Below are 26,052 nucleotides of genomic sequence, written 5' to 3' on the forward strand. Positions count from 1 at the left end.
GGGGGGTGTTGTTCGGGCCCTTTTTCCCCCCCCCTGCAACAGGGTGGGGGGGGGGGCGCCCGCGCCCGCGTCTTGGTGTTGGGGGGGGGGGGGGGTGGCGGCGGCCGCCCCGGGCGGAGCCCGGACCGGCAGGTTGTTGGGGGGGGGGGGGTGGTGGTTTGTCCCCGCCACATTGTAACCGCGGTCGGGCAGGAGCAGCATCGTGCCCTTGTAGCTGTTGCCATCGCGGCTCCAGTCGGCCGGGTTCATCGCCATGCCCGAGCCGGAACCGAAGGTTTCACCGAACTTGTCACGCTGATTGGCCGGAATTCGCCCAACGCCGACCAGCCCCTTGTTGACGAGCGTTGCACCGCTGATCGCAACCGAATTATCGGCAAAGGCTGCGGCCGGAAGTATGGCCATGGAGGTTGCAAGCAACCGCAACAGGATTGATGGCAGATGGCGCATGGAAAAATCCTTTGGCAAGACAGTGTGGCGGGTGGTCTCGGGGTCGATCTTGGGAAGAGACCGCCCCCCGGAATCGCGCATGGAGACCTTTCCGGTAGGGTCTAGAACCGGAATGTAATACGCTCATGACAGCGGCGACTGCCCTGGGTCCCGCTGGCCATCAGCCGGGCAACCCGGCTCAACAATATTTGCGCTACCAAGACGGCGCACACGCGATAGTATGGTCCGTGCAACGGGATGATCGACGGGAGCGGACGGAATGGCTGGAGTTTCGGTTCACGGAACGCAGGACGGTGCGGGCGTCGCGACTGCTGCCGTTCCGCCGCGTGCCCCCGTCGAGATCGAGCTGAAGCTGCGGGCGCCCGTGGGCATGCTCGATGAAATTCGCGCCTCCGCAGCGGTTCAGCAGGCCGCCCGCAACAAGGGCTTGATCCGGCGGCTTGATGCCACCTATTACGACACCTCCGATCACCGGCTGTTTGCGGCGGGATTGTCGCTGCGTGTCCGGCGTGAGGGCCGTCAACATGTGCAGACAGTCAAGCGGGCAGCGGATCACGGTTCTTTGCAACGCAATGAGTGGGAGACGGTGGTGAGCGGCATGGCGCCCGACCTTGCTCTGTTGCCGCTTGCCGACATCGGCGCGCCTTTGGACGGAATGACGGTGGATGAGCTGGCACCGGTTTTTGCGACCAGGGTCCGGCGGCATCTGCTGATGCTCGACCATCAGGACGCCCGGATCGAACTTGCGCTCGACGACGGCGTCATTGAATTCGGCGCGTCGCGTGTGCCGCTGTCGGAAGTCGAACTTGAGCTGAAGCAGGGGAAAGTCGCGGCGCTCTATCAGTTCGGTCTCAATCTGATGGATGTTGCGCCGCTTTGCCTGGAAACGCAGAGCAAATCGGCGCGGGGGTATGCGCTGGCGCTTGGCGATGAACCATCGGCGGTCAAGGCGGCACCGTCCGGCTTCGTCAGGTCTGATACGGTCGATGAGGCGATTGCCAAGCTTCTGACCAATTGCCAGCAGCAGATCGTGGCCAATCTTAGCGCCAGTCAAACCGGGCAGGAGCCGGAAGGCGTCCACCAGTTGCGCGTCGCGCTCCGGCGATTGCGCGTGGCGCTGCATTTTCTCTGCCGCGAGTTGCAGGCGCCGTCGCTGGACAACCTCAGCACCGAGGCAAAACTGTTCGGGCAGGCGCTGGGTCCCGCCCGAAACTGGGACGTTTTCCTGCATTCGACCCTCACAGAGATTGAGGAAGCCAACCTGCCGCACGTCAATATATCCGCCTTCCGTGCGGCATGCATGTCCTCCCACGATCAGGCCTACCAGGCCGTCCGGCGTATCATCGGCGATCCCAGGACCAACCGGTTCCTGTTGTCCCTGGGGCTGGTGATCGAACAGAGGAGCTGGCGCAACGATATTGCCAGCGAGGATTTGCGCATCCTGACCGAGCCGCTGGCGCAGTTTGCGGCGCGGGTGCTGGACCGGATAGAACGGCAGGTCCGCAGGCGAGGGCACGGCTTTCGCCATCTTCACGCCGATGCGCGCCATCGGCTGCGCCTTGGCCTGAAGCGCTTGCGCTATGCCGTGGAGTTTTTTCTGCCGCTCTATTCCAGTCGGCCGGTGACCGCAAAATACCTGAAGCGCCTGTCGCGGCTGCAGGACCTTCTGGGTGAGGCGAACGATATCAAGAGCGCGCATGAGCTCATGGATACGCTCGACCATGATTCTCTCGGCGCGGAGGCAAACCGGGCCGTCGGGGCCATCATCGGCTGGCAGGGGCACCGCCAGGCGGCGGGCGGCAAACAGCTGATCGGCAGATGGCGGGCGTTCAAGGACACCGCGCCGTTCTGGGCACCACGGCCCTAGAATTTTTCCTGCACCAGTTCCTGCAGCGCGGCGGCACTGACCGGCTTGCCGTAAAACCATCCCTGACCGTCGATCGGCGTTTGCAGTTCGGCGAAGTAGTCCCGCTGCGTGGCTGTCTCGATGCCTTCGACAACGATTCCGAGGTTGAGGACACGGGCCATGTCGATGATCTGCGGGACAATCGAGACCGTCACCGAACCGGTTCCGATCGTCTGGGTGAATGACTTGTCGATCTTGATGCCATCGACATTGAGGTTGCCGAGATAGGCGAGGCTGGAATAGCCGGTGCCGAAATCATCGATGTAGATGTGGTGGCCGCGCGCGCGAAGTGTCCGGATGGCGTCGACCGCAGCGTCGGCATTGGCCGTTGATCGCTCGGTAATTTCAAGGCCGAGCTGTTCGCTTCCGATATTGGCCTGCCGCAGGCGCTGTTCCAGCGCCGAAGCAAATGCCGGATCGACAAGGTCGGCAGCGGATATGTTGACGTTGATGCGGAAGGTCCGGTCCGCTTGCAGGAAGGCATCCATATCGGCCAGAACGCGGTCGAGGACATAGAGCGTGATGCGCTTGATCAGCCCTTCGTCTTCGGCTACCGGAATGAAGATGTCCGGCGAGATGGTGTCCTTGCCATCCGTCCAGCGCACCAGTGCCTCGGCACTGCGCGGCGTGTTCGTCCCGATATCGAAAATGGGCTGGTACACGACGGTAAGACGCCGCTTGTCGAGGGCCTGGGCCAGTCTGGCGCCGAGCGAAAGGCGCTTGCGCTGCAGAAGGAGGATGATGAGGGCGAGCGCCCCGCCCAGGGTGCCGCCAAGGCCGGTGATGCTGGCCTCGATGGGGAACGCATCCTCCTCCAGGTCCTTGACATGGGCCTGCAGGGAAACGCATGCCCGTTCGCCGCAGAGATTGCGAAAGACGATATCGCCATCCCGCCCGGCACCCTCCGGCAGTTTTTCACGCCGCTTTCCCGCATTCAGCCCGCCGAACATCGCGACGGGGTTTTGCGCGCCGGGCGGCTTGAACAGGATGCCGAAACTATAGTTCGGATCTGTCATGGCGTCGAATGCGGTGGGGTCGAGCACGACATTCGCATTCCCCCTGCCGATGATGGGCGCCGGGGTGTTGGAAATGGCCAGCGGCGTATTGGCGTAGACAAGCGTGCCGTCATTCGTTGCAAGATCCGGCTTGGCAAGTGGGGTGGGCTTGGCTGAACCGAAGACGGCGGAACAATGAAATGCGCCATCCCGCACGCGTCCGATGTCCTTCAGATACTTCGTATCGAAAAGCACATCGCGCAGGTGGTTGATCTCATCGTTCGAACAGAATGGAAAACCGGTTTCATTTGCCTTGGACAGGATCGTATCAGCCTCGGCGAAAACGAAGTCGGCGCGTTTCAGCAGCTGGTTCGACAGGGACAGCATGTGCCCGCGGTCGCTGCGGATGATGACAAGCCTGCCGATCCACGATCCGGCGAGGCTTCCCAGCACAATGAGAGCAATGGCCAGAGTAATTTGCGGCACAATCCGCCATTTAAAGGATCGTATTACTGGCATTCGCGTGATCTCATCCGCACTATATTTGGGCGACTGTATCGCAGGCGGGATAACAAGTGGTAATGAACCAGATATTCTCTGCTCGGATTTCGGATGTATCAACCGCAACTGTTGCCGGGAGCGTGAGATCCCGATGCCGCTGCTACAGCATGTCCCGCAGCAGCTTTGCAGTGTGCGCGGCTCCGTTCAGATCGAGACGATGGCTGCCCGGTTTGGGCTGTGCGAGCGATGCCTCGATGGTCTCGCCGAGCAGGCGCCCGGTCAAGCCGTTTTCAGGCAGGGCCACGGCCAGCCCAAGCGCCGCGAGGCGGTTTGCCCGCACTGTCTGTTCGGTTTCGCCGCCCGCGGTGAATGGCACGAGGATTGAACGGCATTGCGCGCGCAGCACGTCGCAGACCGTATTGTACCCGGCTTGCGATATGGAAAGCGCCGCGCCGCGCAGCAGGGAAGGGAAGTCCTTGCGGAAACGCACCACGCTGACATTGTCGGGCACGGCGTGTGAAAGTGCCGCAAAATCGGCTTCCGGCAGATTGGGCCCGGTTATCAGGCACCAGCGGCCGCGATGGCTCGAGGTCCTCGCCGCTTCGAGGGCCGCGCGGATCAGATCAAGGCCGACGGCGCCGCCGCCGGCGGAAACGACGATGTCGAAGCTTTCCGCCGGGGGAGCGGCAACAGGCGCGGCCACGAGGCCGGTATAGATGATCTTGCCGGCGATCTCGGAGGCCAGCGGAAATGTCTCGGGCAGGGTGACGAAATCCGGGTCGCCATGGACGAGCACATGATCGAAATGCGCCTTGATCAGCGCAACGGTTTCCTCATCCCGTCCGGGTTTGGACCGTTCCTGCAATATATCCCGCACGGAGGTCAGGAGTTTGGGCCGGGGGGAGGTGGCCGCTATGGCGTCGAGCAGCGGCAGCAGTTCGAAGCGCATTTGCCTGCGGCCAAAGGGAAAGGCCTCGATGATGACGATATCGGGCCGGACGGCATGAAATGTCTCGAGCAGCAAATCCCGGCGGCGGTGGAGAAAGTCCTCGTCAACCGGGTTGCCGTGCTCGTCGGCCAAGCCGGAAAACCCGGCATTGCTGGCGACAACAGCGGGCAGGGCCACGGATTTGATGTCGGGGCCCGGAAATCCCGGAACAGGCAATCCGCCGGTGATGACCGTCACATCGAATGCATCGCGGGCCAGCGCTGCGGCAATGCGGCTGACGCGCGCGAGGTGGCCGATGCCGAGAAGATGCTGGACATAGAAGAGCACACGGGGAGCGGTCATTCCGTCCTTTGCCATTCGGTTTCAAACAGGTTGGTCAATTGCTGGATACTGGAAATATGGTCGAAGTGCTCGCGCACGCGCGCTTCGGCCGCCTGGCCGAGACGGTGGCGCAGGTCCGGCGCGCGGATTGCTTCCTCCAGCGCCCGGGCCAGGGATTCCGGATCTTCCGGAGGCACGACAAAACCGTTTTCCCGGTCGGTCAGCAGTTCCGGAACGCCGGAAATATTGGTGGAGATGCAGACAAGATTCTGGCTTGAGGCTTCCACGAGAACATTGGGCAGGCCGTCGCGGTCACCATCCGCAGCAATGCGGCAGGCCAGAGCGAAAATATCGGCGCGGCGATAATGCTCCAGCACCTCTTCCTGTGCGAGCGCGCCTTTCCAGGTGATGCGATCGGCAATACCAAGTTTCTGCGCCAGCGGTTTGAGCCTGGCCAGCTGGTCGCCGCCCCCGATATGGACAAACGTCCAGTTGAGATCACCGGGCAAGGCCGCCAGTGCGCGCATGAGGACGTCATAGCCCTTCTTTTCCACCGCGCGTCCGACGCTCAGGATCTGCACCGGGTCTGCCGGGTTCGAACCGTTGCGGCTGGATCGCGCGCCGGTGAAATGGCCGAACCGCGCCAGATCGAGACCGTGATAGCTCAGGTGCACCTGCTCCCGGCGATCGGTCAGCCCACGCATGTGTTCATAGCCGCTGCGGGTGCAGGTGACGCTCCAGCGGGCCTCCGCCAGCTTTTCCGTCAGTTCCCAGTCCGGCGAAGTCCAGATGTCCTTGGCGTGGGCCGAGCACGTCCACGGCACGCCGGTCATGATGCTGGCATAGGCGGTCACCGAAGCGGGCGTGTGGATGAAGTGCGCGTGCAGCCATTCTCCCGCATCGGGCCATTCATGGGCAAGCACAAGGGCCTGGCCCAGGCGGCGGAACCGGTTGCGGGTGACATCGCGGCGCAAATCGGTCCAGAAGCGCCGCAGCAGCGGTTTGAAGCCCGGCTTCGACCAGCCGGCAAACAGTGCACGCAGCACCCGCAGAGGCTCCTCGTGCAGATATTCCGGCAGATAGACGACCCGCGCCCTGATCTCGTCATGGATGGGATGGCGCTTCTTGTCCGTCGGCTTGCGCATCGAAATGAGCGTCAGGTCGAAACCGGCGCGTTCCAGCCCGAGCAATTCCTGGGCGATAAAGGTTTCCGACAGGCGCGGATAACCCTTCAGCACCACCAGTGTTTTACGGCGTATGGGCAAAATCGGCTCTTTACTCGGCAACGGCCAAAGGTTGTTCTTGCTGACGCTCATCCAGCCAATCGCCGACAATCGTCGAGATATGGACAAGCCCTTCCAAGCGCATGCCTTCGCCCTTGCCGCTTTTCGATGGCGGTGCCCGGTCAGGCAGACGCTTGAGCGCTTCGGCGAGCAGCTGGGGGTTTTCGGCCTCTTCCGGCAGGAGCATGTCGACAAGGCCGAGTTCCGAGGCGCGCTGGGCCCGGATCAACTGTTCCTCGCGCGGTTGGATGCGCGGGACGATCAGTGCCGGCTTGTCGAACGACAGGATCTCGCAATAGGTGTTGTAGCCGCCCATGGCCACGACCGCCTTCGCACCGGCAATCAGCTCTTCCATGCGGTTGTCGAACTCGATGACCTCGATATAGGGGATCTTGCCGCCCTTTTTCACCAGCTTGGCCCGTTGCTTGGCGGGCATGTAGGGCCCAAGCACGATAAAGGCCTTGTGTGTCAGTGTCGGGTCCTGCTGGTAGGCATGAATGACGTTGTGGACGAGGTCGGCGCCATCGCCGCCGCCGCCGGTCGTCACCAGGATGTAATCGCCCTCCGGCACATGCACCGAGGCTTTGTCGTGGGACAGGCTGCGCTGCAGGAAGCCGACAAACTCCATCTTGTTGCGCACGCCGGCCGGCACGTCGAGATCAACCAGCGGATCGTAGAAATCCGGCGGGCCATAGACCCACACATTGTCGTAATACTGGTCGATCTTCTGCATCACATTGGCTTTTTTCCATTCGGCCTCGAGCAGATGCGGCGCGTCCATGACTTCACGCAGGCCCAGCACAAGCGTCGTGCCGCGCGACTTGAGATAGGCCAGGGTTTCCTCGACCTCGCCTTTCAGGCCCATGGGCTCCTTGTCGACGATGAAAATATCCGGCTGAAACGTTTCAGCGGTGTGCCGGATGATCGACTGGCGCATTTTCAAGGTTTCATGCAGATCGATGTGCCGGGCAAGCGACGTGTACTCGCCGTTGCGCAGCTTGATCACGCTTGGAACCTTCACGAAGTCAACGCGGGCGCGATAATCGAATGCCCCGGCGATGGTCGCGCCGGAAATGATGAGTATATTGAGCCCGCGATAGTCCTCGACAAGCGAGTGGGCGATGGTCCTGCAGCGCCTGAGATGGCCGAGGCCAAACGTATCATGGCTGTACATGAGGATCCGAGCATCTTCAAAACGCCGCATCATGGTCAAAACCTCTTTGAGACGAATAGCTTTGGCAGGTTTAGCTGCACAGCACATTCGGGACGGCTGGGAGAATGCAAATCCATTGGTATGTCAACTTTCCACTTATCTGTAGGGGTCTGCGGCGTCGCGCAACCCATCTCCCAGAAAATTGAATGCCAAAATAACAAGAATGACCGGAATCATTGGGAAAAGTAGCCAGGGATAAAAAGCGATTACACTGACACTGCGGGCTTCGGTCAGGAGAATACCCCAGCTGGTGATGGGCGGACGAAGGCCGAGACCGAGAAAACTCAGCGCCGTCTCACCCAGAATCATGCCCGGGATGGATATGGTTGCCGTTGCAATCAGGTGTGACATGAATCCCGGAACGAGGTGACGCCCGATGATACGTCCGCTTTTTGCTCCCATCAACTGGGCCGCCAGAACATAATCCTCTTCGCGCAACGCCAGAATTTTGGAGCGCACCGCACGGGCGAGGCCCGTCCAGTCCAGCAGACCAAGAATGAGCGTGATACCGAAGTAGATGATGATCGGGCTCCATGTCACCGGCATGATGGCGGCAAGCGCCATCCATAGAGGCAGACTAGGCAATGATTGCAATACCTCGATGACGCGCTGAACGAGCAGGTCGAACCAGCCGCCATGGTATCCCGCGAGCCCGCCGATGATGATGCCGAGGACGAAGCTGATGGTGATGCCGATAAGACCGATGGTCAGGGAAATGCGCGCGCCGTAGATAATCCGGGAAAGCACATCGCGGCCCAGCCGGTCGGTTCCCAGAAGGAACAGCTGCCCGCCCTTGGCCGGGCAGACCAGATGGACATTGGTCGCAATCTGGCCCCAGAAGCGATAATCGTCGCCGCGGCAGAAGAAGCGCAGCGGTTGCACATCGCTCTTGTTGTCCGTGTATACGCGTTTCAGCGATTCCATGTTCAGGGTCATTTCACGGCCATAGACATACGGTCCGATCAGCTTCCCGTCATGGAACAGGCGGACCCGCTGCGGCGGGGCATGGATGAAATCAACATTGCGTGTGTGCAGGTTATAGGGCGCCAGAAACTCGGCAATGATGATCATGCCGTAGAGTGCGATCAGGAAAATGCCGGACGCCAGTGCAAGGCGGTGGCGTCTGAATTTCCACCACATCAGCCGCAATTGCGATGCGAGATGAACCTTGGCCTGAGCCTCGGTCATCGTCTCGATCGACATCGGATCGAATGGTGCGCTTGAGACGTAGTGCTGCAGGGGCGCGCCGGGGAGCGGGAGTTGTGCTGTCACTTCGTGCTCCTGCCCTGCAACCGGATGCGTGGATCAAGAAAGGCCAGGGCAATGTCGGATATGAGCACACCGATCACCGTGAGAAACGCCAGGAACATGAGGAACGAACCGGCAAGATACATGTCCTGGCTCTGCAATGCCTTGATCAGCATGGGCCCGGTCGTTTCGAGCGACAGGACAATGGCGGTAATTTCCGCACCGGAAATGATATGCGGCAGGATCGAGCCGATATCGGCCACGAAGAAATTCAACGCCATGCGCAAGGGATATTTGACCAGGGTGCGGAAGGGATGCAGCCCCTTGGCCCGCGCCGTCATCACATATTGCTTCTGAAGCTCGTCGAGCAGGTTGGCGCGCAGGCGTCTGATCATGCCGGCCGTCCCGGCCGTTCCAACGATAATGACGGGAATCCACAGATGGGCGAGGATTGATCGCGCCTTTTCCCAGCTCATGGGCTCACTGAGATATTTCTGATCCATGAGATGGCCGATCGATGTGCCAAACCAGATATTGGCGAAATACATCAGGATCAGGGCCAGCATGAAGTTGGGTATGGCGATACCGAGCAAGCCGAAAAGCGTCAGCCCATAATCGCTCCAGCTGTACTGATGCGTTGCCGAATACATGCCGATGGGAAAGGCGAGCAGCCAGGTCACCAGAATTGTGACGAATGAAACGAGAACAGTCAGCCACAACCGGTCGCCTACGACAGCGGTGACCGGCAACTGATACTCAAAGGAGTAGCCGAAGTCTCCCTGCAGCATGCCGCCCAGCCAGTGGAAATAGCGCAGAACCGGCGGCTGGTCGAAGCCATATTGGTGGCGAAGCTGTTCCAGATCCTGCAGGTTGACGGTTTCGCCCTGCGCCTGCATTTCGGCGATCTGGCTTTCAAAGAAGTTGCCGGGCGGCAAATCGATGATGACGAAAACCAGCGCCGAAATAATCAGCAGCGTGGGCACCATCGCGGCAATGCGCCATAGGATATATCGCAGCACGTCTACGTCCCCCCGCTCATCCAGAAAGTATCGGGCATGTAAACCCCGAGCCAACAGGTCGGATCAAAGCCGTAGAGACCTTTTTCGGGAACATTCTGCAAGTGCGAGGAGCGCAGAATGGGTTGCAACGTGCCGTTGACCAACCCTATCGAAAACACCTGATCGGTGTAGATGGCCAGCATCTTGTGCCATATGTCCGCACGCTCGGCCGAATGGGCCGATTTCCGCCATTGGTTTTGCAGGGCGACGAGTTCCTGTGCTTCCGGCAGGTCGGGTGCCTGGCCGCTCTGCCCGAGCGACAGGTAATGCATGCCCCAAAGCGGCCATTGCCATTGATCGTCGGTGGTCGGCGCCAGCTGTCCCGGATTCATGTCCGGTGTTGCCACGCCATTGGCGATGCCAAACCAGATGGACATCATGATCCGGCCTGCCTTGGCGCGGCTGCGGAAGATATCGCGCTGGGAGGTTCTGGTGAACAGCGCCAGGCCGATCTTGCGCCAATGATCCACTATGAGCTCGAGAACATCGGAATCCAGCGTACTCTCGCCCGGCGTTTCGATGGTGATTTCCGCAAGGCGGCCATCGGGGAGCAGGCGGATGCCATCATCGTTGCGCCTGTGCATGCCCACTTCGTCCAGGAGCGCATTGGCCTTGTCCGGATCGAATTCAATCCATGCCTTGGCATAATCCGGTCTGAACAGCGGGCTTTCCGGCAGCACCGTGTCGGCGCTTGGTGTTCCCAGGCCGTAAAACACCGCCATGTTGATTTCATGCCTGTCGATGGCAAGCGACAGCGCGCGCCGGAAGCGCACATCGCGAAAAAGCGATCGCCATCCCTCATCCGCGCAATTGAGATTGGGCAGGATTGCGACCCGTGAACCCCGGGTCAATTTCCACAGGTCGACCTTCACCGGATAGCGCTTTTCGGCATCCTTGAGGAAGGTGTAGTCGGCAAAATCGATGCCGGTGGCCTGCAGCTCGCTTTCGCCCGCACCCGCCTTTGCCGGAATGATCGGCGATGAGCTGATGTTCAGAATGAAGCGGTCGATATAGGGCAGCTGCCGTCCGTTCTCGTCGACGCGATGGAAGAACGGGTTGCGCTCGAACACGAACTGTTCGGCCGGAGGGGTTGTCATGTTCCGCCAGGGATCGAGCACCGGCAGTTCGGGGTTTTCCGGACGGTACTGGCGCGCCATCTTGATGTGAAGATCGGCCCACTTCTTGACCCGGTTTTCTTTCATCAGGGCGGCAAGGCGGAACTTGTCCTGATAGTCCTTGTGGAATTGTTTCAGATAGAGCGACGGGCCAACCACAACCAGGGCTTGCGGGGCCGCCAGGCTGGGCAGGAAATCAGGATTCGGTGACTCCCAGGAATAGCGCACGGTCAGCGGATCGAGGACCTCGAACTTAGGCAACTTCCCGTCGATGCGCAGCTCCAGCGCGCCGCCAGCGGGCGTCAGGTCCGAATTCAGAAGAACATCGTTCCACCAGTAACTGAAATCATCGGTTGTCAGCGGCGAACCGTCGGACCATTTGTGCCCCTCGCGCAGTCTGAAGGTGAAAACGGTGTCGTTTTCCGATTCGAACGATTCGAGCACATCAGGCCGCAGAACGAGATGTTCGTCATATCCCACCAGACGGGCATAGCCGTAGATGGTCATGAACCGGATATCTTTCTGGCTGCCGATGATGGTGCGCAGCGTTCCGCCGTACTGTCCGGGGACGCGGCCCATTTCCTTCAGGTTGATAATCCGCGGCCGTTTGGGAATACGCTGGGCAAGCGGCGGCAGGCTGGTGGCACGCAGCCGGTCCTCGAGAAACTCCGGTTCGCGTTCGCGATCGGCCGCTTTGACCGAGACCGGAACCACGGTGGCGGCAAGGGCGCCCAGGACTGTCCGCCGCGTCACCACGAGCGTAGTTCCCGTGTATCGACATTGCGCCGCGCCAGCACCACGTGACCATTGCCGAGATCGGCGGGCGAGAGCGGATCATCGCTGTCGCCGCTGGAGAATTTCGGTCCCCAGGCACGTTCATCCGAGGCACCGCTGGCCTTGAGCGTCTTGAAATCCAGCGGCCGGTCGAGGTCCGGAAACGGGACGGCGGCCAGAAGCGCTTTCGTGTAGGGATGGACGGGATCGCGCAGGATAATTTCGCGGGGCGCAATCTCGACAATGCGCCCGGCACACATCACGGCGATACGATCGGCCATGTAATCAACCACCGCAAGATTATGGGAAATGAACAGATAGGTCAGGCCCAGCTCCTTCTGCAGGTCCTTCAGGAGGTTGAGGATCTGCGCCTGAACCGAAACGTCGAGCGCCGAAACCGGCTCATCGCAGATCAGCAATTGCGGTCCGAGCGCCAGTGCCCGTGCAATGCCGATGCGCTGGCGCTGGCCGCCGGAGAAGCTGTGCGGGTAACGGTTGAGGTACCGCTGGTCAAGACCGATCGCCTGCATCAGCGCGCGCACCGTTTCCAGACGATAGGCGCGATCCCCGCGCCCGTGAATTTCCAGGGGCTCGCTGAGGATGTTCTGTACGGTCATGCGCGGCGACAGCGACGAAACCGGATCCTGGAACACCATCTGGATTTTGGTGCGCAATTCCAGAAGCTTGGCGCCCTGCGCGGCAAGCACGTCGATTTTGCCCCGGCCGTCATCGAAGGTCACCGAGCCGCCATCCGGGGTTACTGCCCGCATCAGGATTTTGCTGACGGTGGTCTTGCCGCTGCCGCTCTCGCCGACGAGGCCAAGACATTCACCACGCCGGATATCGAAGCTGACACCGTCGACGGCGCGTATGCGGGTCTTGTCCTGCTTGCCGAAAAGACCGGATTTGCGGATGCCGTAGCTCTTGGTGAGGTTTCGCACGGATACAAGCACGTCAGGGGCCGTTTCCTCGTGCTTTCTCTTTCCCCACAACGCGCCGGAATTGACCGGTACTTCACGCAATGCCTTCAGGCGTTCCCCGGGTTTCATGTCGAAATGCGGTATGGCAGCCATCAGCCCCTTCAGGTAACGATGCTGCGGGTTGCGGAAAATGGCGTCGACCGGCCCGGCTTCCATGATTTCGCCGTGGTAGATCACCACCACCTCGTCGGCCATGTTGGCCACGACACCGAGGTCATGGGTGATCAGCAGCATGGCCATATTGAGCTTGTGCTGGAGATTGCGCAGCAGTTCCAGGATCTGCGCCTGGATGGTGACGTCGAGTGCCGTTGTCGGTTCGTCCGCAATGAGCAGGGCAGGGCGGCAGATCAGCGCCATGGCAATCATCGCCCGCTGCCGCATGCCGCCCGACAATTCAAACGGGTACATGTCATAGGTGCGTTTGGGATTGGAGAACCCGACCAGCCCCAGCATTTCCTCGGTCTGCGAACGGCGTTCGGATTTGGTCGCCTTGGTGTGGATGGCCAGGACTTCGCTGATCTGGTTGCCGACGGTGTGCAGCGGCGAGAGCGACGTCATGGGTTCCTGAAATATCTTGGCCATGCGGCTGCCGCGCAGGGCTCTTATTTCGGGTCCGTCCCGCTCCAATTGCAGAATATCGGTGGTTTTGCCGTCGATCGGGTCCGTAAACAGGATTTTGCCGGTTACGGCGGCCGTGTTGGGCAGAATGCCCATGACGGACTGGCTGATGACGGATTTTCCCGATCCGGATTCACCCACCAATGCCGTTACTTTTCCCGGAAGGATGCGCAGATTCGCACCCTTGACGACATGCATACGCCCGCCCAGCATCGAAAACGAAATGCCGAGATTCTCGATACGCAACAGATCAGACCCCGACGTCATGCCAGTTTTTCATTCCCCCAGAGCGTTTTTATTATCGCCATTACGATTAAGACTATCGCACGATATACAGTGAGTCTAGCTAGGTCGTGCACTCATAAATCTGATCGAAATGGCGCCTGAAACGGCAAGAAGATGCAAGGAGAGATGCGAAGGGCGGGGCCTTTCCCCCGGCCGAGCGGCTCGACACTGCAGCTTGCAGCCGTTTCGGCGTCCGAAGGATATGGTCCATTTGCCCGGCTACGTCGTCGCAAAGCCTTAAAAATGAACCACATTTCCCTCGTCTTTGCTCCTCGTATCCGAACAAATGGCCACATACCATTTCAATCAGATTTATGAGTGTACGACCTAGGTCACACGCCGATGACATCACTCTGGCATTTCAGGGTTATTTTTGTGTGGGCGGGCTCTAGAGCACGGGGCAGAACTGCGCGTCCATGACGTCTTCGCAGCGCGGCGAACGGCGGAAATCGTCGTAATAGAGTGTCCATTCCTTGTCGTCGGCGGCACGGTACGGGCCAAATTTGAAATATTGATTCTTGCCCAGTCCCTTGTCGGCATGGCCGATATGGCCCTTGACCGTCACGATCCATTTGTTGTTGGCAAAAATCTCGACATGACCCGAGCCGTCAGGTCCGGGCTTCGTGTAGATCGCAAAGTCGATCCAGCCCGAATCCGGCGTCGGCAGCTTGTTGCCGCGATCCGTCACCGTCATGGCGCTGGTGCAGGTGGAGAATTGTTTGCCGTTCTCGGCGGACCAGTTCGAATCGGTCGCCACAAGGGCGCGCATCTGGTTGGTTTCAGGGCGCAGCCACACCGGTGTCTGCCCGCCGGCGCACGCCGGATCCGCCGCGATCCCGTTCTTTTTGGCCGGCGCGATATAATTGGTCTCGATGGTGGCGAACAGCTTTCCCTGGTTGAGCCGCAGCGCCAGAAAGGGACTGAAATCGCCGACCGCCTTCGGCCCGATCTCGCGTTTCCACTGGGCAATCAGATAGCGGTGATCGTCGCTGGGAATGGGATCGGCAAATTTGACGGCAAACCCGTACCAGACCCCCTGGTTGTAGGGCACGCGCTTGTCGGTCTTTTCCCAGATTTCCGCCCGCTCACTGCAATTGTGCTTCGTGCCCGGACACAGCGGCTTGACGCTCAGCTTGAGGGCGCCGCCGCCATTGCGCGTGACCTCGGATTGAAATTCAACCGTTCCTGCGCTCTGCTCGAAATTCTTGCGGTAGTAGAGGCCGCCGGCCGGCGAAAAGTCCTGACCATCAAAACGGTCGATGAGCACGTCGCTCCTTGGCTCTGCGCCGGCTTGGGATGAGAGAGTCATACTTGCAGCCAGGGCAGCCATCAGAACGGTCTTTCGCTTCATTGCATGAACTTCTCCAGAAGGGGCCTCTGATCCAGTGTTTTCGCATCGCGGTGCAGCAGCATGACCTGTTCCGCTTCCGACAGGCCGTCATAGGCCACTTCATCAAAGGCATCTTCCGCCACGACAGTAGCCGATTGTTTGGGCAGGAGAACAGTGACCTTTTGCCCGACGCCGCGCAATTTTTCTTCGCCGAGGGTTGTCCAGTCGCCGCCGCAATAGTTGGCGAACGCCTGGCTGGCGACGATTTCGCGCGAATACTTCTTGGTCAGGCCCTGCAGCCGCTGCACCTCATTGACGGCGGAACCGAAGGCGGAAAAGGTCAGGCGGTCCTTCAGGCCGACATTGCCGAACATGACATTGCCCACATGCAGGCCGATGCCGTAGCGGATGTCGCTGAGGCCGTCCTTGCGCCGGTCGCGATTGAGCTCCGCCACGCGGGCCTGTGCCTTGAAGACAGCCGAAAGAGCCGCCTGACAGGCAACCTTTGAAGCGTCCTTGTGTCGGCCGCAGGGGTAGACCGCAAGAAAACCGTCCCCCATGAAACTGAGGATTTCACCGCCGCCGCGGTTGAATGGCGCGGCGATCGCATCGAAGAAATGATTGAGTGTATCGATATAGGCCTGACGGCCTTCCCGTTCGGCCAGCATGGTCGACTGGCGCATGTCGCCCATCACCAGGGCCGCCCGGATCGTTTCGCCGTCACCCCGGCGAATCTGGCCGTTGAGAACGCGCTTGCCGGCATTGCCGCCGAGATAGGTGGTCAGCATGTTGTCGGCGAGCTTGCCGAGAACCGCCATTTTGGCAGCAACGGCCAGATGGTTCTGCAGCTTCAGCAGTGCACCGATCATGCTTTCGCTGAAACCCGCGCTGCTGTCCGTTGACCAGGAGCCCATCATGCCCTGTGTCGACTCGCCGCTGAAAGGCTGCACGAACGCCAGATAATCCGTCACGCCCTGCTTCTTCAGCTCGTCAAAGATGGGGAATTCATGCGGCCCGTCCGCATCGATGCGCCGCCGCACATGTTCAAGGTTGTTGCACAGCAGATAATAATAGGGGCTGAGCAGAAAGCGTTCGGGTTTCTCGCCCGCATTGTGGCGATAGCCTTCCACCACGAGCCCGCTGGAGCGCTGCCAGGTAAAGCCAAGCGCATCGTAAAGCGGGTGCAGCATGGAGAACGTCAGGTGGACGCGGGCAATCGGCAGGCCCGCCGCGGCAATGCGTTCACAAAAACCGCGTATGATTGTCTCAAGATTCTCGCCGGCGAGAGAAGAACGTGTGAGCCAGTCTGCGACCTTGTCGAGAAGTATGGTGGAAACATCCGTTTGCGTGCTCATCACTCGTCCTTGTCCTTGCGAACCGCGTCCAGCTTCGATGCGCTGTTCCGTGATCGGCCGGGCACATGAAAAATCATACCCAAAACAAGCAGATACGGAGACAAGATGAGCGAACCGGACAAGGGTGTCAACGCTGGCAGCGGGGTCGCCGGCAACAATCGCAATGCCCGGTTCTGTTCAAATGGATGGCTGGCTGGCGGTTCTCTATCGATCCTGATTGCGTGCTGGCACTGAAATGGGCATGTCACCGATCTGAAACAATAGAGGCGCCGGGGTTAATTCACCGGATCGGCACGCACTCCTGACAACCTCCTGTCAGCAGCGCGCCAGACCGGGCTTGCCGTCGCATCAACTGTTTGTGACAGGCCGGACGCCGCCGGCCTTGCTTGACAGCGGTGGCTGGAGCAGCCATCTAAACCGGACGAATTCCGGGCCGCCACTGCGCCCTCAACCGCATCCGCTCACGCGGCGTGCTTCGCAAAGAAGAGATCGCCTTGGCCGTTTCCTCCTCTCCCTTCTCCGACCTTTCCGCCAAAATCGACGCGCGCACCGCCCAGGCGGGGGTGATCGGGCTGGGCTATGTCGGGCTGCCGCTCGCCATCACCCTTGCCCAGAGCGGGTTTTCGGTGACCGGCTTTGATATCGATCCGAAGAAGATTGTCGCCCTCGACGCCGGCCATTCCTATATCGAGGCGGTCACGGACGCGTCGCTCGGTGCGCAAACGGCGCAGAACCGGTTCCGGTCGACAAGCGATTTTGCCCGGCTCGCCCAGTGCGACGTGATCGTCATCTGCGTACCGACACCGCTGACGAAACATCGCGATCCCGACCTGTCCTTCGTCGAGGCAACCTGCCGCTCGATTGCCGCGGCGCTCCGGCCCGGCCAGCTTGTCGTGCTTGAATCGACGACCTATCCCGGAACAACCGATGATGTGGTCAAAACGATTCTGGAAAAGACCGGTCTCAAATCCGGCAAGGACTTCTTCCTCGGCTTTTCCCCGGAGCGGGAAGATCCCGGCAATCGCGATTTCCAGACCTCGACCATACCGAAAATCGTTGCGGGCGATGGCGAGGAAGCCAGCCGGCTGATGCAGGCTTTCTACGGTGCCGCGGTCAAGACGGTTGTTCCCGTCTCGTCCAACGCCACGGCCGAGGCGGTCAAGCTGACCGAGAACATCTTCCGGGCGGTGAACATCGCGCTCGTCAACGAACTGAAAACCGTCTACGCCGCCATGGGCATCGACATCTGGGAGGTCATCGAGGCGGCCAAGACAAAGCCCTTCGGCTACATGCCGTTTTATCCCGGCCCCGGCCTCGGGGGCCACTGCATCCCGATCGATCCGTTCTATCTCACCTGGAAATCGCGCGAGTACGAGCTGCCGACCCGCTTCATCGAGCTGGCAGGCGAGATCAACTCCGCCATGCCGCGTTATGTGGTCGGCAAACTGGCCGAAGCACTGGATATCCGGGCGGGCAAGGCGCTCAGCCGCTCACGCGTGCTGGTTCTCGGGCTTGCCTACAAGAAGAACGTGCCTGATATCCGTGAAAGCCCGTCGCTGCGCCTCATTGAAATCATCGAGGAGCGCGGCGGCCATGCGGACTATCACGACCCGTTTGTCAGCGAGATACCGTCGACCCGCGAATATATGGCGCTGAAAGGCCGTGCGTCCGTGCCTCTGGATGAAAAAACGGTGAAATCCTACGATGCCGTTCTGGTTTCGACCGACCATGACGACGTGGATTATGCGGCGCTGGCCGAATGGTCGCCGCTGATCGTCGATACGCGCAACATTTTCACCAGGCGCGGGCTCGCCGCCGGGCATATTGTGAAATCCTAGGATCAGGACAGCTTGGCCTTGAGATTGCTGGCCGCCATGGCATAGCCGCCCGATGCCCCGTCGATGAAGTGCATGTGATTGCGCGACATGGGGGTCGGGACAAGACAGGTCATCAGGGCAGAATCCTGCCGGTGCAGGCCGAAGCGGGCGATGCCTGCCTTCGATGCCTTTTCCAGCAGCGCCTCAATGCGCTGCAACCGGGCCGGATCGATATCAATCGTCATTTTCAGACCATCGTCGAATTTGCGAAAATCCGAGTTCCGCGCGACGTCGCGCTTGTATTGTTTCGGATCAAATTTCCCCCAATGCAGGCCAAGCCTGTCCATCGCAACGGTCAGGGCGATCTGGGCGAGTATCGCGATTTTGCGAAGAAGGCGTTGCCCCCTGGGGGCTGTGGCGCGTGCCTCCGTCTCCACACCGCTGGTATTGAATGCAATGGGTGGTCCATCCGCCGGCAAGGGATGCGCGCCGCGATTCTGTTCGGCGGCAATCGCAACGATGTCGGCAACAAGCTGCTGGAATGCCGCCGTTGCGCCGGCGTCGCCGGGAATGGCGATGATGGACAGGATTTCGCCATTGCGTGCCACTATCGGATTCCACCGGCAGGAAAGCCCCGTCAGATCCGGGCGCGATCCGGAGGGGCCGGCGGCGATGGCATATTTGCCGGCTTTCATCTGCGCCTCGGCCCAGCTGCTGCCGCCGCCCGTAAACATCGCGTAGAAGACTTCGGGACTGGCGCTGAACCGGGCAACGCGCACGTCAAGGCCCTGCGCCTTGATCTCGCTCATCGGCACGAGGGCGGCACGCAGGGTCAGTTGCAGGTCCTCACGCACCCACGCCTGAACCGAGGCAAGCGCTTCACGCGCCTGCACGGCCGCGGAGGCCGGAATGGCGACAAGCGCGCCATCGCCGCCGAAGACGAAGGGGTAGTTGTGCCTGCCCAGAGCATTGAGCAGGGCGGAGATGACGCTTGCGCCTGCCATGTTCACGGCCTTGTAACGCCCGGCTTCGATCGCCCCGGTCGAGCCGACAATATCGGCCACTGCCAGTATCCAGTCGTTGGGGAGCGGCCGATAATTGCCCGCATCCGCTACGCCTTCGAAGTCAACGAAGACGGGAAGCGAGTCGAAGAAATCGTCGTTTGCAATGGCACCCATGCAAGGCAATTAGCACATTGTGCAGGAACAGGCGACCGGCAGGATGAATGTACGGCGATGAAGCGGGAATAACGGGTCTTGCCGGCAACCGGTGCGGGGCCGCCTCCCGGCCAAAGGCAAGCGCGCCAACCATGCGCGCAGCGGTTGTGGATACACCTGGCGCGATCGCAACAGCAGGGCGCCTGTGCCCGAATTTTGCGGTAAAATGACCGAAAACATTGGAAAATGTGCGTCAAAGGAGACACGTGTTTTCTGGTTTGTCAGGCTTGATACCGATAATCAAAGCTTAGCAGGCAAGTTCAACCATAAATTGCCTTTTGCAGCAATTATGTGAAAAACTGCAAATACAATTGTTCATCGTCTTGTCTGCCTGCCTGTCTCGTGCGAGCATGAAGGGGCTTTTAATCCCATGCGATGAAAAGCCATCTGAAATCCAGAAGAATACCGTTGCGGAAGCCGGCACTTTGCGGGCCAAGAGGAATGACTTGTATCCAATGCTGCTTGAACTGGCCCATTTTCCCGATTTTCAAAAGGGCCTGTTCAAGGACGTGGTGGCTTCGGACACGCTTGCAATGCTGCACGAGGTCAAACAGCAGACTGGCTGCCGCCACATTGCCCATGTCGGGCACCCGGAACCCCGGCCTGGCAGCGATGTGGTCGATGAAAATGTCCCGCTTCTGATGACCTATCCGGTCAGCTGGATGTTGCGCTATTTTGCCAAGGACTATCTCAAGATCGATCCGGTGATGCAGGGGATGACGTTGTTCCAGCCGCGTGCCGATGCGCCCGGCACGATCTGCAACCTGACTGCCGATGCCATCCCTTCGCCAGCCGTAAAACGCTATCTGATGGACGCGGAACGGCGCGGGCTTGGCAACCTGTATCTTGCGATTTGCGCGACGAATGCCTTCGGCTTCCGCGGGATCACGCTCTTCACCTTCGACGTCGAAAAGGCTGAGCAGGGTGCCTTTGTCGAGCGCAGGCGCAAACAGTTATCGGCAGCTTCGGCGCGTATCCACAACGCCCTGCACGGCACCCGCAATCCGGCCCTTGCCGCGATCATCTCCAATCTGTTGACCAGACGCGAGATCGACTGCCTGTTCTGGGCAGCCAATGGCAAGACGGATGGCGAGATCGGCGAGATTCTCAATATCGCGCGCTGGACGGTGGTCACCTATCTGCAGAACGCCAAGAACAAGCTGGGCTGTTCCAACAGAACATCGACCGTGGCGACGGCGCTTGCTCTCGGCGTGATCGACATACCCACCGTTGCCAAGGCCTATCTGTAGGAAGGCGGTTATTGCGCCTTTGCCGATGCCGACAATTGCGGCAGGCGCGCATTCTCGAAGGCCTGGGCCAGCAATGCGGTGTTTTGCGCGGGACTATGCCCCGTTTCGGCAAACCGCAAATGGTGCAGATCGATCTCGGTGCTTTCGGAAGACAGCGTCAGCCGGAAATAGGCATTGACCCCCATATTGCTGAACTCGAGATCGAGCATCACTTTCGGCGCGGTGTTCCAGTCCAGCGCATATTCACCGCCAAGACCGAACGTCAACGTATCGGGATAGAATGTCAGTTCCGTCGCTGAATTGACGATATCGGCAATGTTGCCGAACAGTTCACAGCGTATGAAGGCAATATAGTCGGCAACATCCACAAGACGAAGATCATGGATGACCTCTGTCAGGTGGTTTGAAATGATATCAACTCGGGCAACCGAATATTGCGTTCTTTTCATCTGCTGTTTACCCGATTGGAAACGGTTTTATTATTTACGTCGTACATTAACGAATTGGATCAGTTCTGCCACGGCTTTGTAGAATTCTGGTGCAATGGCATTGTTCACTTGCACTTGCTTGTACAACGCGCGCGCCAGTTGCACATTCTCGAAAACCGGTATGTCATTGGCCGCGGCGATCTCCCTGATTTTGAGAGCGATCAGATCCTGCCCCTTGGCAACCACGATAGGGGCCGGATCTTTCGCCGGGCTGTAGCGTAGAGCAACGGAGAAGTGTGTCGGATTTGCGACGATCAGCGTGGCCGTCGGAACCGAGGCAATCATACGCTGGCGCGCCCGGTCACGGCCGAGCGAGCGCAACCGGGCCTTCAGCAGCGGATCGCCCTCTGCCTGCTTGTGCTCGTCCTTGATCTCCTGCTTGGTCATGCGCAGTTCGCTGCGCCAGTGAATACGGGCCCAGGCAAGGTCGAAGGCTGCGAGCGCGGTCACCGCAATCGTCACGGATGCCAGAAGCCGGGTGATGTTGCTGCGGATGAGCTCGGGCAGCTGGCTGGGTTCGGTGATGATCGTGTCGACGAAGAAATGGCTGCTGCGGAAGAACATCATGAAAACGATGATGCTGGCCGCCGCGAACTTGAAGACCGACTTGAGGAATTCTATGCGGCCCGACGCGCCGAAGATGCGTGTCCAGCCCTTTGCAATGGATACGCGCGAAAACTGCGGCTGGATACGGTCAAAGACCATGCGCGGCGCATTCTGCAGCACCGATGCGAGGATGCCGGCGGTGGGAATGATGATGAAGACGGGAAGCAAGGCCGCACCCACGGCCAGGCCGACGATGCCGAACAATTGCCGGGCATCCTGCGCGCTGTTGAGCCGCCATTCCTCGGGCTTGTCAAGCAGGGCCGAGAGGAACGCCACCAGTTTCGAGCCGCTGGGCACGGCGACGAAAACCATGATGACGAGAAAGGCGGCGATGGAGGCAAGGATCGGCGCTTCGCGCGAGACGGGCAGATTGCCCTTCTCGACCGCATCACTGATTTTCTTCTCAGTTGCTTCCTCGGTTTTACTCTCTTTGTCGGGCCCGTCCGACATGCTCTAGCAGGCCCTGCCGATCATGTTTCGGATTCTTGCGGTTCGAGCTTGAGCTCGCCGCGTTCGGCCAGGGCAATGGCGGTGCGGGCAATGGCGCGGCGCGCTTCCGTGACCGTGTTGGCATTGATGTTGGTCTGGCTGGACAATTCGGTTTCGACCATGCGCCGTCCGCGTGTCGACAGGGACTGGAGGATGAGTTCCTGCAGGCGCGGCTCGCAGCCATGCAATGCTGATGTGACCACATCCGTCTGGATTTCATCGAAGAGGATGAGGCGCGCGCGCTGCGATATGCGCACGATATCCTCGAAGGTGAAGAGCTTGGCCTTGATCTTGGCAAGGTCTTCCGCGCCCAGATCGGTGAGGCTCGCCAGCAGTTCGTCGATCTCCGATTTTTCCAGCTGGTTGATGATGTTGGCAACGGTGCCGTGATGGCTCTTCTCGGAACCCGAATTGTCTTTTCCGGTGACCTCGCGCTGCAGGATGCTTTCCAGCATCGCGATCGTCGAAGGACCCACCTTGCGGATATGCAGCGTGCGCTGAATGATGGCACCACGTTCCTGCGGCGCAAAGCCGATCAGCAGCCGGGCCGCGATATCGGAAGGCAGGCGCGAAATCACATAGGCCGTCACCTGGGGATGCTGCGTTGACAGATAGGCTTGCAGCACGTCGAGCGGCACGCGCGGCAGGATATCCCACACGGATTCCTGCGTCAGCAGTTCGGGGCGGCGGTTCTCGATGACCGCGCTGGCCTCTTCCGCCGACAGCGTTTCACGCAGCAGCCCTTCAAAGCGCATGCCGGCTTCCGAAACCGGCGCGCCGTCGGCAAAGGCGTTCTCGAATTCCTTGACCAGCTCTTCGAAGTCGCCGGGGGTGATCGGCTCGAGCTTGCGGGCATGGCCGGCAAGCGAGCGCAGATCGTCCGCATTGAAATGCTTGAGAAGCCGCGAGGCGGATGGCCGCCCGATCGCCACAAGCAATGCGGCCACCTTTTCCGGGCCGCTCAGGTCCTGGATGGTGCTTTCGCCCTGAGGTGTGTCTTGATCGCTCATGCGGTCTGGCTTCTCGTGCTTGTAGGGGGGAAGGCGGCGCGGCGGCGGATGACTTAACTGCCGCTGCCGATGACTTCGGTGAGGCTGACGCCGAAGCGCGAGGAGTCGTCCTCGAGGACGATGACTTCACCGCGTGCGATCACCCGCCCGTTGACGACGATATCGACGGGATCGCCGATCTGCTTGTCGAGGGTCACGACAGCACCGCGGCCGAGCTTCATCAGATTGGCCACCGGCATCGACGTGCTGCCGAGAACAACCTGGACGTCGACGGGAATGCCCATGATGAGATCGATGTTCGGCTTCGATCCCGCAGGTTTGCGGCTTGGTTGCGGTTCATCGCGCTTGAGATCTTCGATTGCCTCGTTGAGCTCGTCTTCGATGGAATTCTTGTCGGAAATGGCCATGATGGGAAATCCCGTTCACACTGGGTTAAAGGACGGCATTCGCCACGTCAGCACTGCGGACGATGCGATTGACGAACACGGGCAGGACTTTCGCCGGAGCCGCGGGCTGGTTGTGGATAGGCGTGCCCTGACGGATCTCGGTCTGGGCTGCCGGAACCGGCTGCTGCGCAAAGGCGGGTGCGGCAGCGCGCTGGGCGGCATCGACGGCCGGGAAGGGGCGCACATTGTCCTTGAACTCGTTCTTGGCGCGTTCAACCATGCGGATGGTGCGCGTCATGTCCGAACGGGCGCGGTCGGAATCCTTGAGCTTGGCCTCCAGACGCACGCTTTCGTCCCGGCAGGTTTCACGCTCGTTCTGCAGGAAGAGCAGCGCCTGCTCGAGGCTCCGGGCCGAACCGGCCACCTGTTGCGCCATGGCGCGGCTCATGGCCGTCAGCCGGTTGGCCTTGCGCAGGGCAACGAGGAAGACCGCAAGCCCGGTTGCGATCAGGGCGGCGGAAATGAGATTAGCCAGCAGCAAGCTCATCGAGCAGGTCCTCTTCTTCATTGATAGGATCGGTGATGCGCACGGTGAATGCCGTGCCGGTCTTGCCCAGACGGCATTTGTAAAGTGCCTGTTTGCCGCTGCGCAGGCGTACCTGATTGATCGCATCCTTGGGCAGCTGCAGGATCTGGCCGGGTTTCAAAAGGGTGATCTGTTCCAGCGTCATGGACCCCTGCTGGATGAAGGCCTCAATGTCGATATGGGCCCGGCTCACCTCGAGGCGCAGCTTCTTTGCCCAGGTCGGATCGGAGTGGTGTGCCGGCTGTTGCAGCATCCGCGCGATGGCGTCCTGCATGGGACGGAAGCTCGAACGCGGCATCATGATGATGATCTGGCCGCTGTGTCCGCCAACCTTGAGCAGCATCGTGCAGCATATCATGCGCGTATCGGTCACCGAGGCAACCGAGAAATGCGCGGCTTCCGTCAGTTCGGCGATCTGGAACAGCGTGTCGCTGCCGCCCGAGAACATGTGATCCAGCGATGCGGTGACGTCGGTGAAGATCTGGCGGGCGATGCCAAGGTCGACCGAGGTCATCGGGCGATGCGGCTGGTGGTCCTGGCTGGCGCCGGACCCGAACAGGGCATCGACCCCGCAATCGACAAAGGCACGGTCGGCAGCCAGCAGCAGGCGCGATGCCCATTTGACGACCTGCACGGTTCCGATCAGTCCCGAGCGCATCAGGGTGCTGGCAATGGCATCCTTCTCGATTGATTCCATGCGCACGAATTCGGCGGCAATGGTGACGTCGGACTGGCTGGTTATTTTGCCGGCAAACGTCGTTGCAAGGTCGCGAAACACCGCCTCGAGGGATTTGAGATCGTCCACCGACATGCCGGCGGCGCGCAGGATGCTTTCCGCAAGCACGTCCGGTCTTTTCTGTTCTGTCTCGACATCCATTGTTCAGCCTACGCCGCTTGCTGCATCGGAACGGTGGAGATGGTTTCCTGCTCGACCACATCGATGGACGGACGATCATAGGCCGAAATCGTCTTGCGTCCATATTCGAGCGCGATCTGCGGCAGGGCGCCGTTCATGTAGGCGAGCAGTGTCTGCTTGACGATCATGTATAGCCGGTTCTGCTTCTCGCGCGTCGTCTTGATCTTGGTGGCAATCGGGCCGACCACACCATAGGAAAGAAAGATACCGGCGAAGGTGCCGACCAGCGCCGCGCCGATCAGATGACCCAGCACTTCCGGCGATTCATTGAGGGCGCCCATGGCCTTGATCACGCCCAGCACCGCAGCAACGATGCCGAGTGCCGGCAAACCTTCCGAAATGGCCACCATGGCATGGTAGGGCTTGAGCTTGTCGCGGGAGATCGTGTGGATTTCCTCATCCATCAGCGCCTCGATTTCGTGCGAGCGCGCATTGCCGATGATGATCAGGCGGCAGTAGTCGCAGATGAACTGCGTCAGATCATGGTTCTTCAGAACGCTCGGAAATGCCTGGAAAATCAGCGATTCATTGGGATTGTCGATGTGGACTTCCACCTCGTTGCGCGACTTGGCGCGCAGTTCCCGCATCAAAGCGTAGAGGACGCCGAGCACATCGAGGTAGTCGCGCTGCTTGGGAACCTTGTTGGAGAAAGCCTCCATGCAGGCGCGTCCGGTATCCTTGACCGCCGAAAACGGATTGGCGACCAGGAATGTACCGAGCGCGGAGCCGCCGATGATGACGAATTCCCACGGCTGCATGAGAACACTCACATGCCCGCCCATGGCAATGAAGCCGCCAAGGAGACATCCCATCGTTACCACAAGTCCAACAAGGATTCCCAAAGCGCTCTCCTGCAAATATTGCCAGCAGCCGAGGAGTAGCAAGTCCGGCTTGCGTGAACCTTGCATG

General features: G+C 60.2%; 22 protein-coding genes and 1 pseudogene. 4 read left to right on the forward strand and 19 right to left on the reverse strand.

Annotation, left to right across the window (positions count from 1 at the left end; translation table 11 throughout):
• Positions 1-402, reverse strand: a pseudogene (locus RDL77_RS16875) (hypothetical protein); the annotation flags it as partial.
• A gap of 304 nt (positions 403-706) precedes the next feature.
• Here RDL77_RS16875 and RDL77_RS16880 point away from each other — a divergent pair.
• A complete protein-coding gene (locus tag RDL77_RS16880; protein WP_288193846.1) occupies positions 707-2,314 on the forward strand; it encodes a CYTH and CHAD domain-containing protein in 1,608 nt (535 codons plus the stop codon).
• On the opposite strand, the gene RDL77_RS16885 is transcribed toward RDL77_RS16880, so the two are convergent.
• The 10 genes from RDL77_RS16885 to RDL77_RS16930 form a co-directional block, all read right to left on the reverse strand.
• Positions 2,311-3,867 carry an EAL domain-containing protein gene (locus RDL77_RS16885; RefSeq protein ID WP_288193847.1) on the reverse strand — a complete coding sequence of 519 codons (1,557 nt, stop codon included), beginning with the start codon at positions 3,865-3,867 and terminating at the stop codon, positions 2,311-2,313. The genes RDL77_RS16880 and RDL77_RS16885 overlap by 4 nt on opposite strands.
• 142 nt (positions 3,868-4,009) lie before the next feature.
• The gene (locus tag RDL77_RS16890) at positions 4,010-5,140 is read right to left on the reverse strand and encodes a glycosyltransferase family protein (RefSeq protein ID WP_288193849.1); all 1,131 of its coding nucleotides are present in this window, start codon (positions 5,138-5,140) and stop codon (positions 4,010-4,012) included.
• Positions 5,137-6,384: a glycosyltransferase gene (locus RDL77_RS16895; protein WP_288193850.1), complete on the reverse strand. Its 1,248-nt coding sequence runs from the start codon at positions 6,382-6,384 to the stop codon at positions 5,137-5,139. Before RDL77_RS16895 ends, RDL77_RS16890 begins: the two co-directional genes overlap by 4 nt.
• A 10-nt stretch (positions 6,385-6,394) precedes the next feature.
• Positions 6,395-7,609: a glycosyltransferase family protein gene (locus RDL77_RS16900; RefSeq protein WP_288193851.1), complete on the reverse strand. Its 1,215-nt coding sequence runs from the start codon at positions 7,607-7,609 to the stop codon at positions 6,395-6,397.
• 102 nt (positions 7,610-7,711) lie between these two features.
• Positions 7,712-8,887 (reverse strand): ABC transporter permease, encoded by a 1,176-nt coding sequence (locus tag RDL77_RS16905; RefSeq protein ID WP_223615493.1) that lies wholly within the window; start codon positions 8,885-8,887, stop codon positions 7,712-7,714.
• Positions 8,884-9,882, reverse strand: coding sequence for an ABC transporter permease (locus tag RDL77_RS16910; RefSeq protein ID WP_223615492.1), 999 nt, complete (start codon positions 9,880-9,882; stop codon positions 8,884-8,886). The genes RDL77_RS16905 and RDL77_RS16910 overlap by 4 nt, the downstream gene beginning before the upstream one ends.
• Positions 9,883-9,884: 2 nt before the next feature.
• Positions 9,885-11,792: an ABC transporter substrate-binding protein gene (locus tag RDL77_RS16915; RefSeq protein ID WP_288193855.1), complete on the reverse strand. Its 1,908-nt coding sequence runs from the start codon at positions 11,790-11,792 to the stop codon at positions 9,885-9,887.
• Positions 11,786-13,675, reverse strand: a complete 1,890-nt coding sequence (locus tag RDL77_RS16920; RefSeq protein WP_223615490.1) for an ABC transporter ATP-binding protein — start codon at positions 13,673-13,675, stop codon at positions 11,786-11,788. Before RDL77_RS16920 ends, RDL77_RS16915 begins: the two co-directional genes overlap by 7 nt.
• 406 nt (positions 13,676-14,081) lie before the next feature.
• Positions 14,082-15,044 (reverse strand): polysaccharide lyase, encoded by a 963-nt coding sequence (locus tag RDL77_RS16925; protein WP_288193856.1) that lies wholly within the window; start codon positions 15,042-15,044, stop codon positions 14,082-14,084.
• On the reverse strand, positions 15,041-16,378 hold the full coding sequence (locus RDL77_RS16930; RefSeq protein WP_288193857.1) for an adenylate/guanylate cyclase domain-containing protein: 1,338 nt from the start codon (positions 16,376-16,378) through the stop codon (positions 15,041-15,043). The genes RDL77_RS16925 and RDL77_RS16930 overlap by 4 nt, the downstream gene beginning before the upstream one ends.
• Before the next feature lie 105 nt (positions 16,379-16,483).
• On the opposite strand from RDL77_RS16930, the gene RDL77_RS16935 reads away from it, so the two are divergent.
• Together RDL77_RS16935 and RDL77_RS16940 are read left to right on the forward strand one after the other, a co-directional pair.
• Entirely contained in the window at positions 16,484-16,612 is a 129-nt protein-coding gene (locus tag RDL77_RS16935) for a hypothetical protein (protein ID WP_288193858.1), read from the forward strand.
• Between the two features lie 260 nt (positions 16,613-16,872).
• Entirely contained in the window at positions 16,873-18,216 is a 1,344-nt protein-coding gene (locus RDL77_RS16940; protein ID WP_288193859.1) for a nucleotide sugar dehydrogenase, read from the forward strand.
• A 2-nt stretch (positions 18,217-18,218) separates the two neighbouring features.
• Here RDL77_RS16940 and RDL77_RS16945 read toward each other — a convergent pair whose 3' ends face one another.
• Positions 18,219-19,373, reverse strand: coding sequence for a DUF3095 domain-containing protein (locus RDL77_RS16945; protein ID WP_288193860.1), 1,155 nt, complete (start codon positions 19,371-19,373; stop codon positions 18,219-18,221).
• A gap of 494 nt (positions 19,374-19,867) precedes the next feature.
• Between RDL77_RS16945 and RDL77_RS16950 the strand changes: the two genes are divergently transcribed.
• Positions 19,868-20,662, forward strand: a complete 795-nt coding sequence (locus RDL77_RS16950) for a helix-turn-helix transcriptional regulator (protein WP_223615485.1) — start codon at positions 19,868-19,870, stop codon at positions 20,660-20,662.
• An 8-nt stretch (positions 20,663-20,670) separates the two neighbouring features.
• On the opposite strand, the gene RDL77_RS16955 is transcribed toward RDL77_RS16950, so the two are convergent.
• Genes RDL77_RS16955 through motA form a run of 7 tightly spaced genes read right to left on the reverse strand, consistent with a single transcriptional unit; the run spans position 20,671 to position 25,985 of the window.
• Positions 20,671-21,111 carry a hypothetical protein gene (locus RDL77_RS16955; protein ID WP_223615484.1) on the reverse strand — a complete coding sequence of 147 codons (441 nt, stop codon included), beginning with the start codon at positions 21,109-21,111 and terminating at the stop codon, positions 20,671-20,673.
• Between the two features lie 30 nt (positions 21,112-21,141).
• Positions 21,142-22,206: an EscU/YscU/HrcU family type III secretion system export apparatus switch protein gene (locus RDL77_RS16960; protein ID WP_223615483.1), complete on the reverse strand. Its 1,065-nt coding sequence runs from the start codon at positions 22,204-22,206 to the stop codon at positions 21,142-21,144.
• A gap of 20 nt (positions 22,207-22,226) precedes the next feature.
• Positions 22,227-23,255 (reverse strand): flagellar motor switch protein FliG, encoded by a 1,029-nt coding sequence (locus tag RDL77_RS16965; protein WP_223615482.1) that lies wholly within the window; start codon positions 23,253-23,255, stop codon positions 22,227-22,229.
• Positions 23,256-23,308: 53 nt separating this feature from the next.
• A complete protein-coding gene (gene fliN / locus RDL77_RS16970) occupies positions 23,309-23,662 on the reverse strand; it encodes a flagellar motor switch protein FliN (protein ID WP_105735218.1) in 354 nt (117 codons plus the stop codon).
• Between the two features lie 25 nt (positions 23,663-23,687).
• On the reverse strand, positions 23,688-24,188 hold the full coding sequence (locus RDL77_RS16975) for a BAB2_0123 family type IV secretion system effector (RefSeq protein WP_288193861.1): 501 nt from the start codon (positions 24,186-24,188) through the stop codon (positions 23,688-23,690).
• Entirely contained in the window at positions 24,169-25,104 is a 936-nt protein-coding gene (locus tag RDL77_RS16980; RefSeq protein WP_288193862.1) for a FliM/FliN family flagellar motor switch protein, read from the reverse strand. Before RDL77_RS16980 ends, RDL77_RS16975 begins: the two co-directional genes overlap by 20 nt.
• Positions 25,105-25,112: 8 nt before the next feature.
• Positions 25,113-25,985 carry a flagellar motor stator protein MotA gene (motA, locus tag RDL77_RS16985; protein ID WP_319025573.1) on the reverse strand — a complete coding sequence of 291 codons (873 nt, stop codon included), beginning with the start codon at positions 25,983-25,985 and terminating at the stop codon, positions 25,113-25,115.
• Positions 25,986-26,052: the final 67 nt, after the last annotated feature.

This window comes from uncultured Phyllobacterium sp., from assembly GCF_902479695.1.
Lineage (GTDB): Bacteria > Pseudomonadota > Alphaproteobacteria > Rhizobiales > Rhizobiaceae > Phyllobacterium > Phyllobacterium calauticae.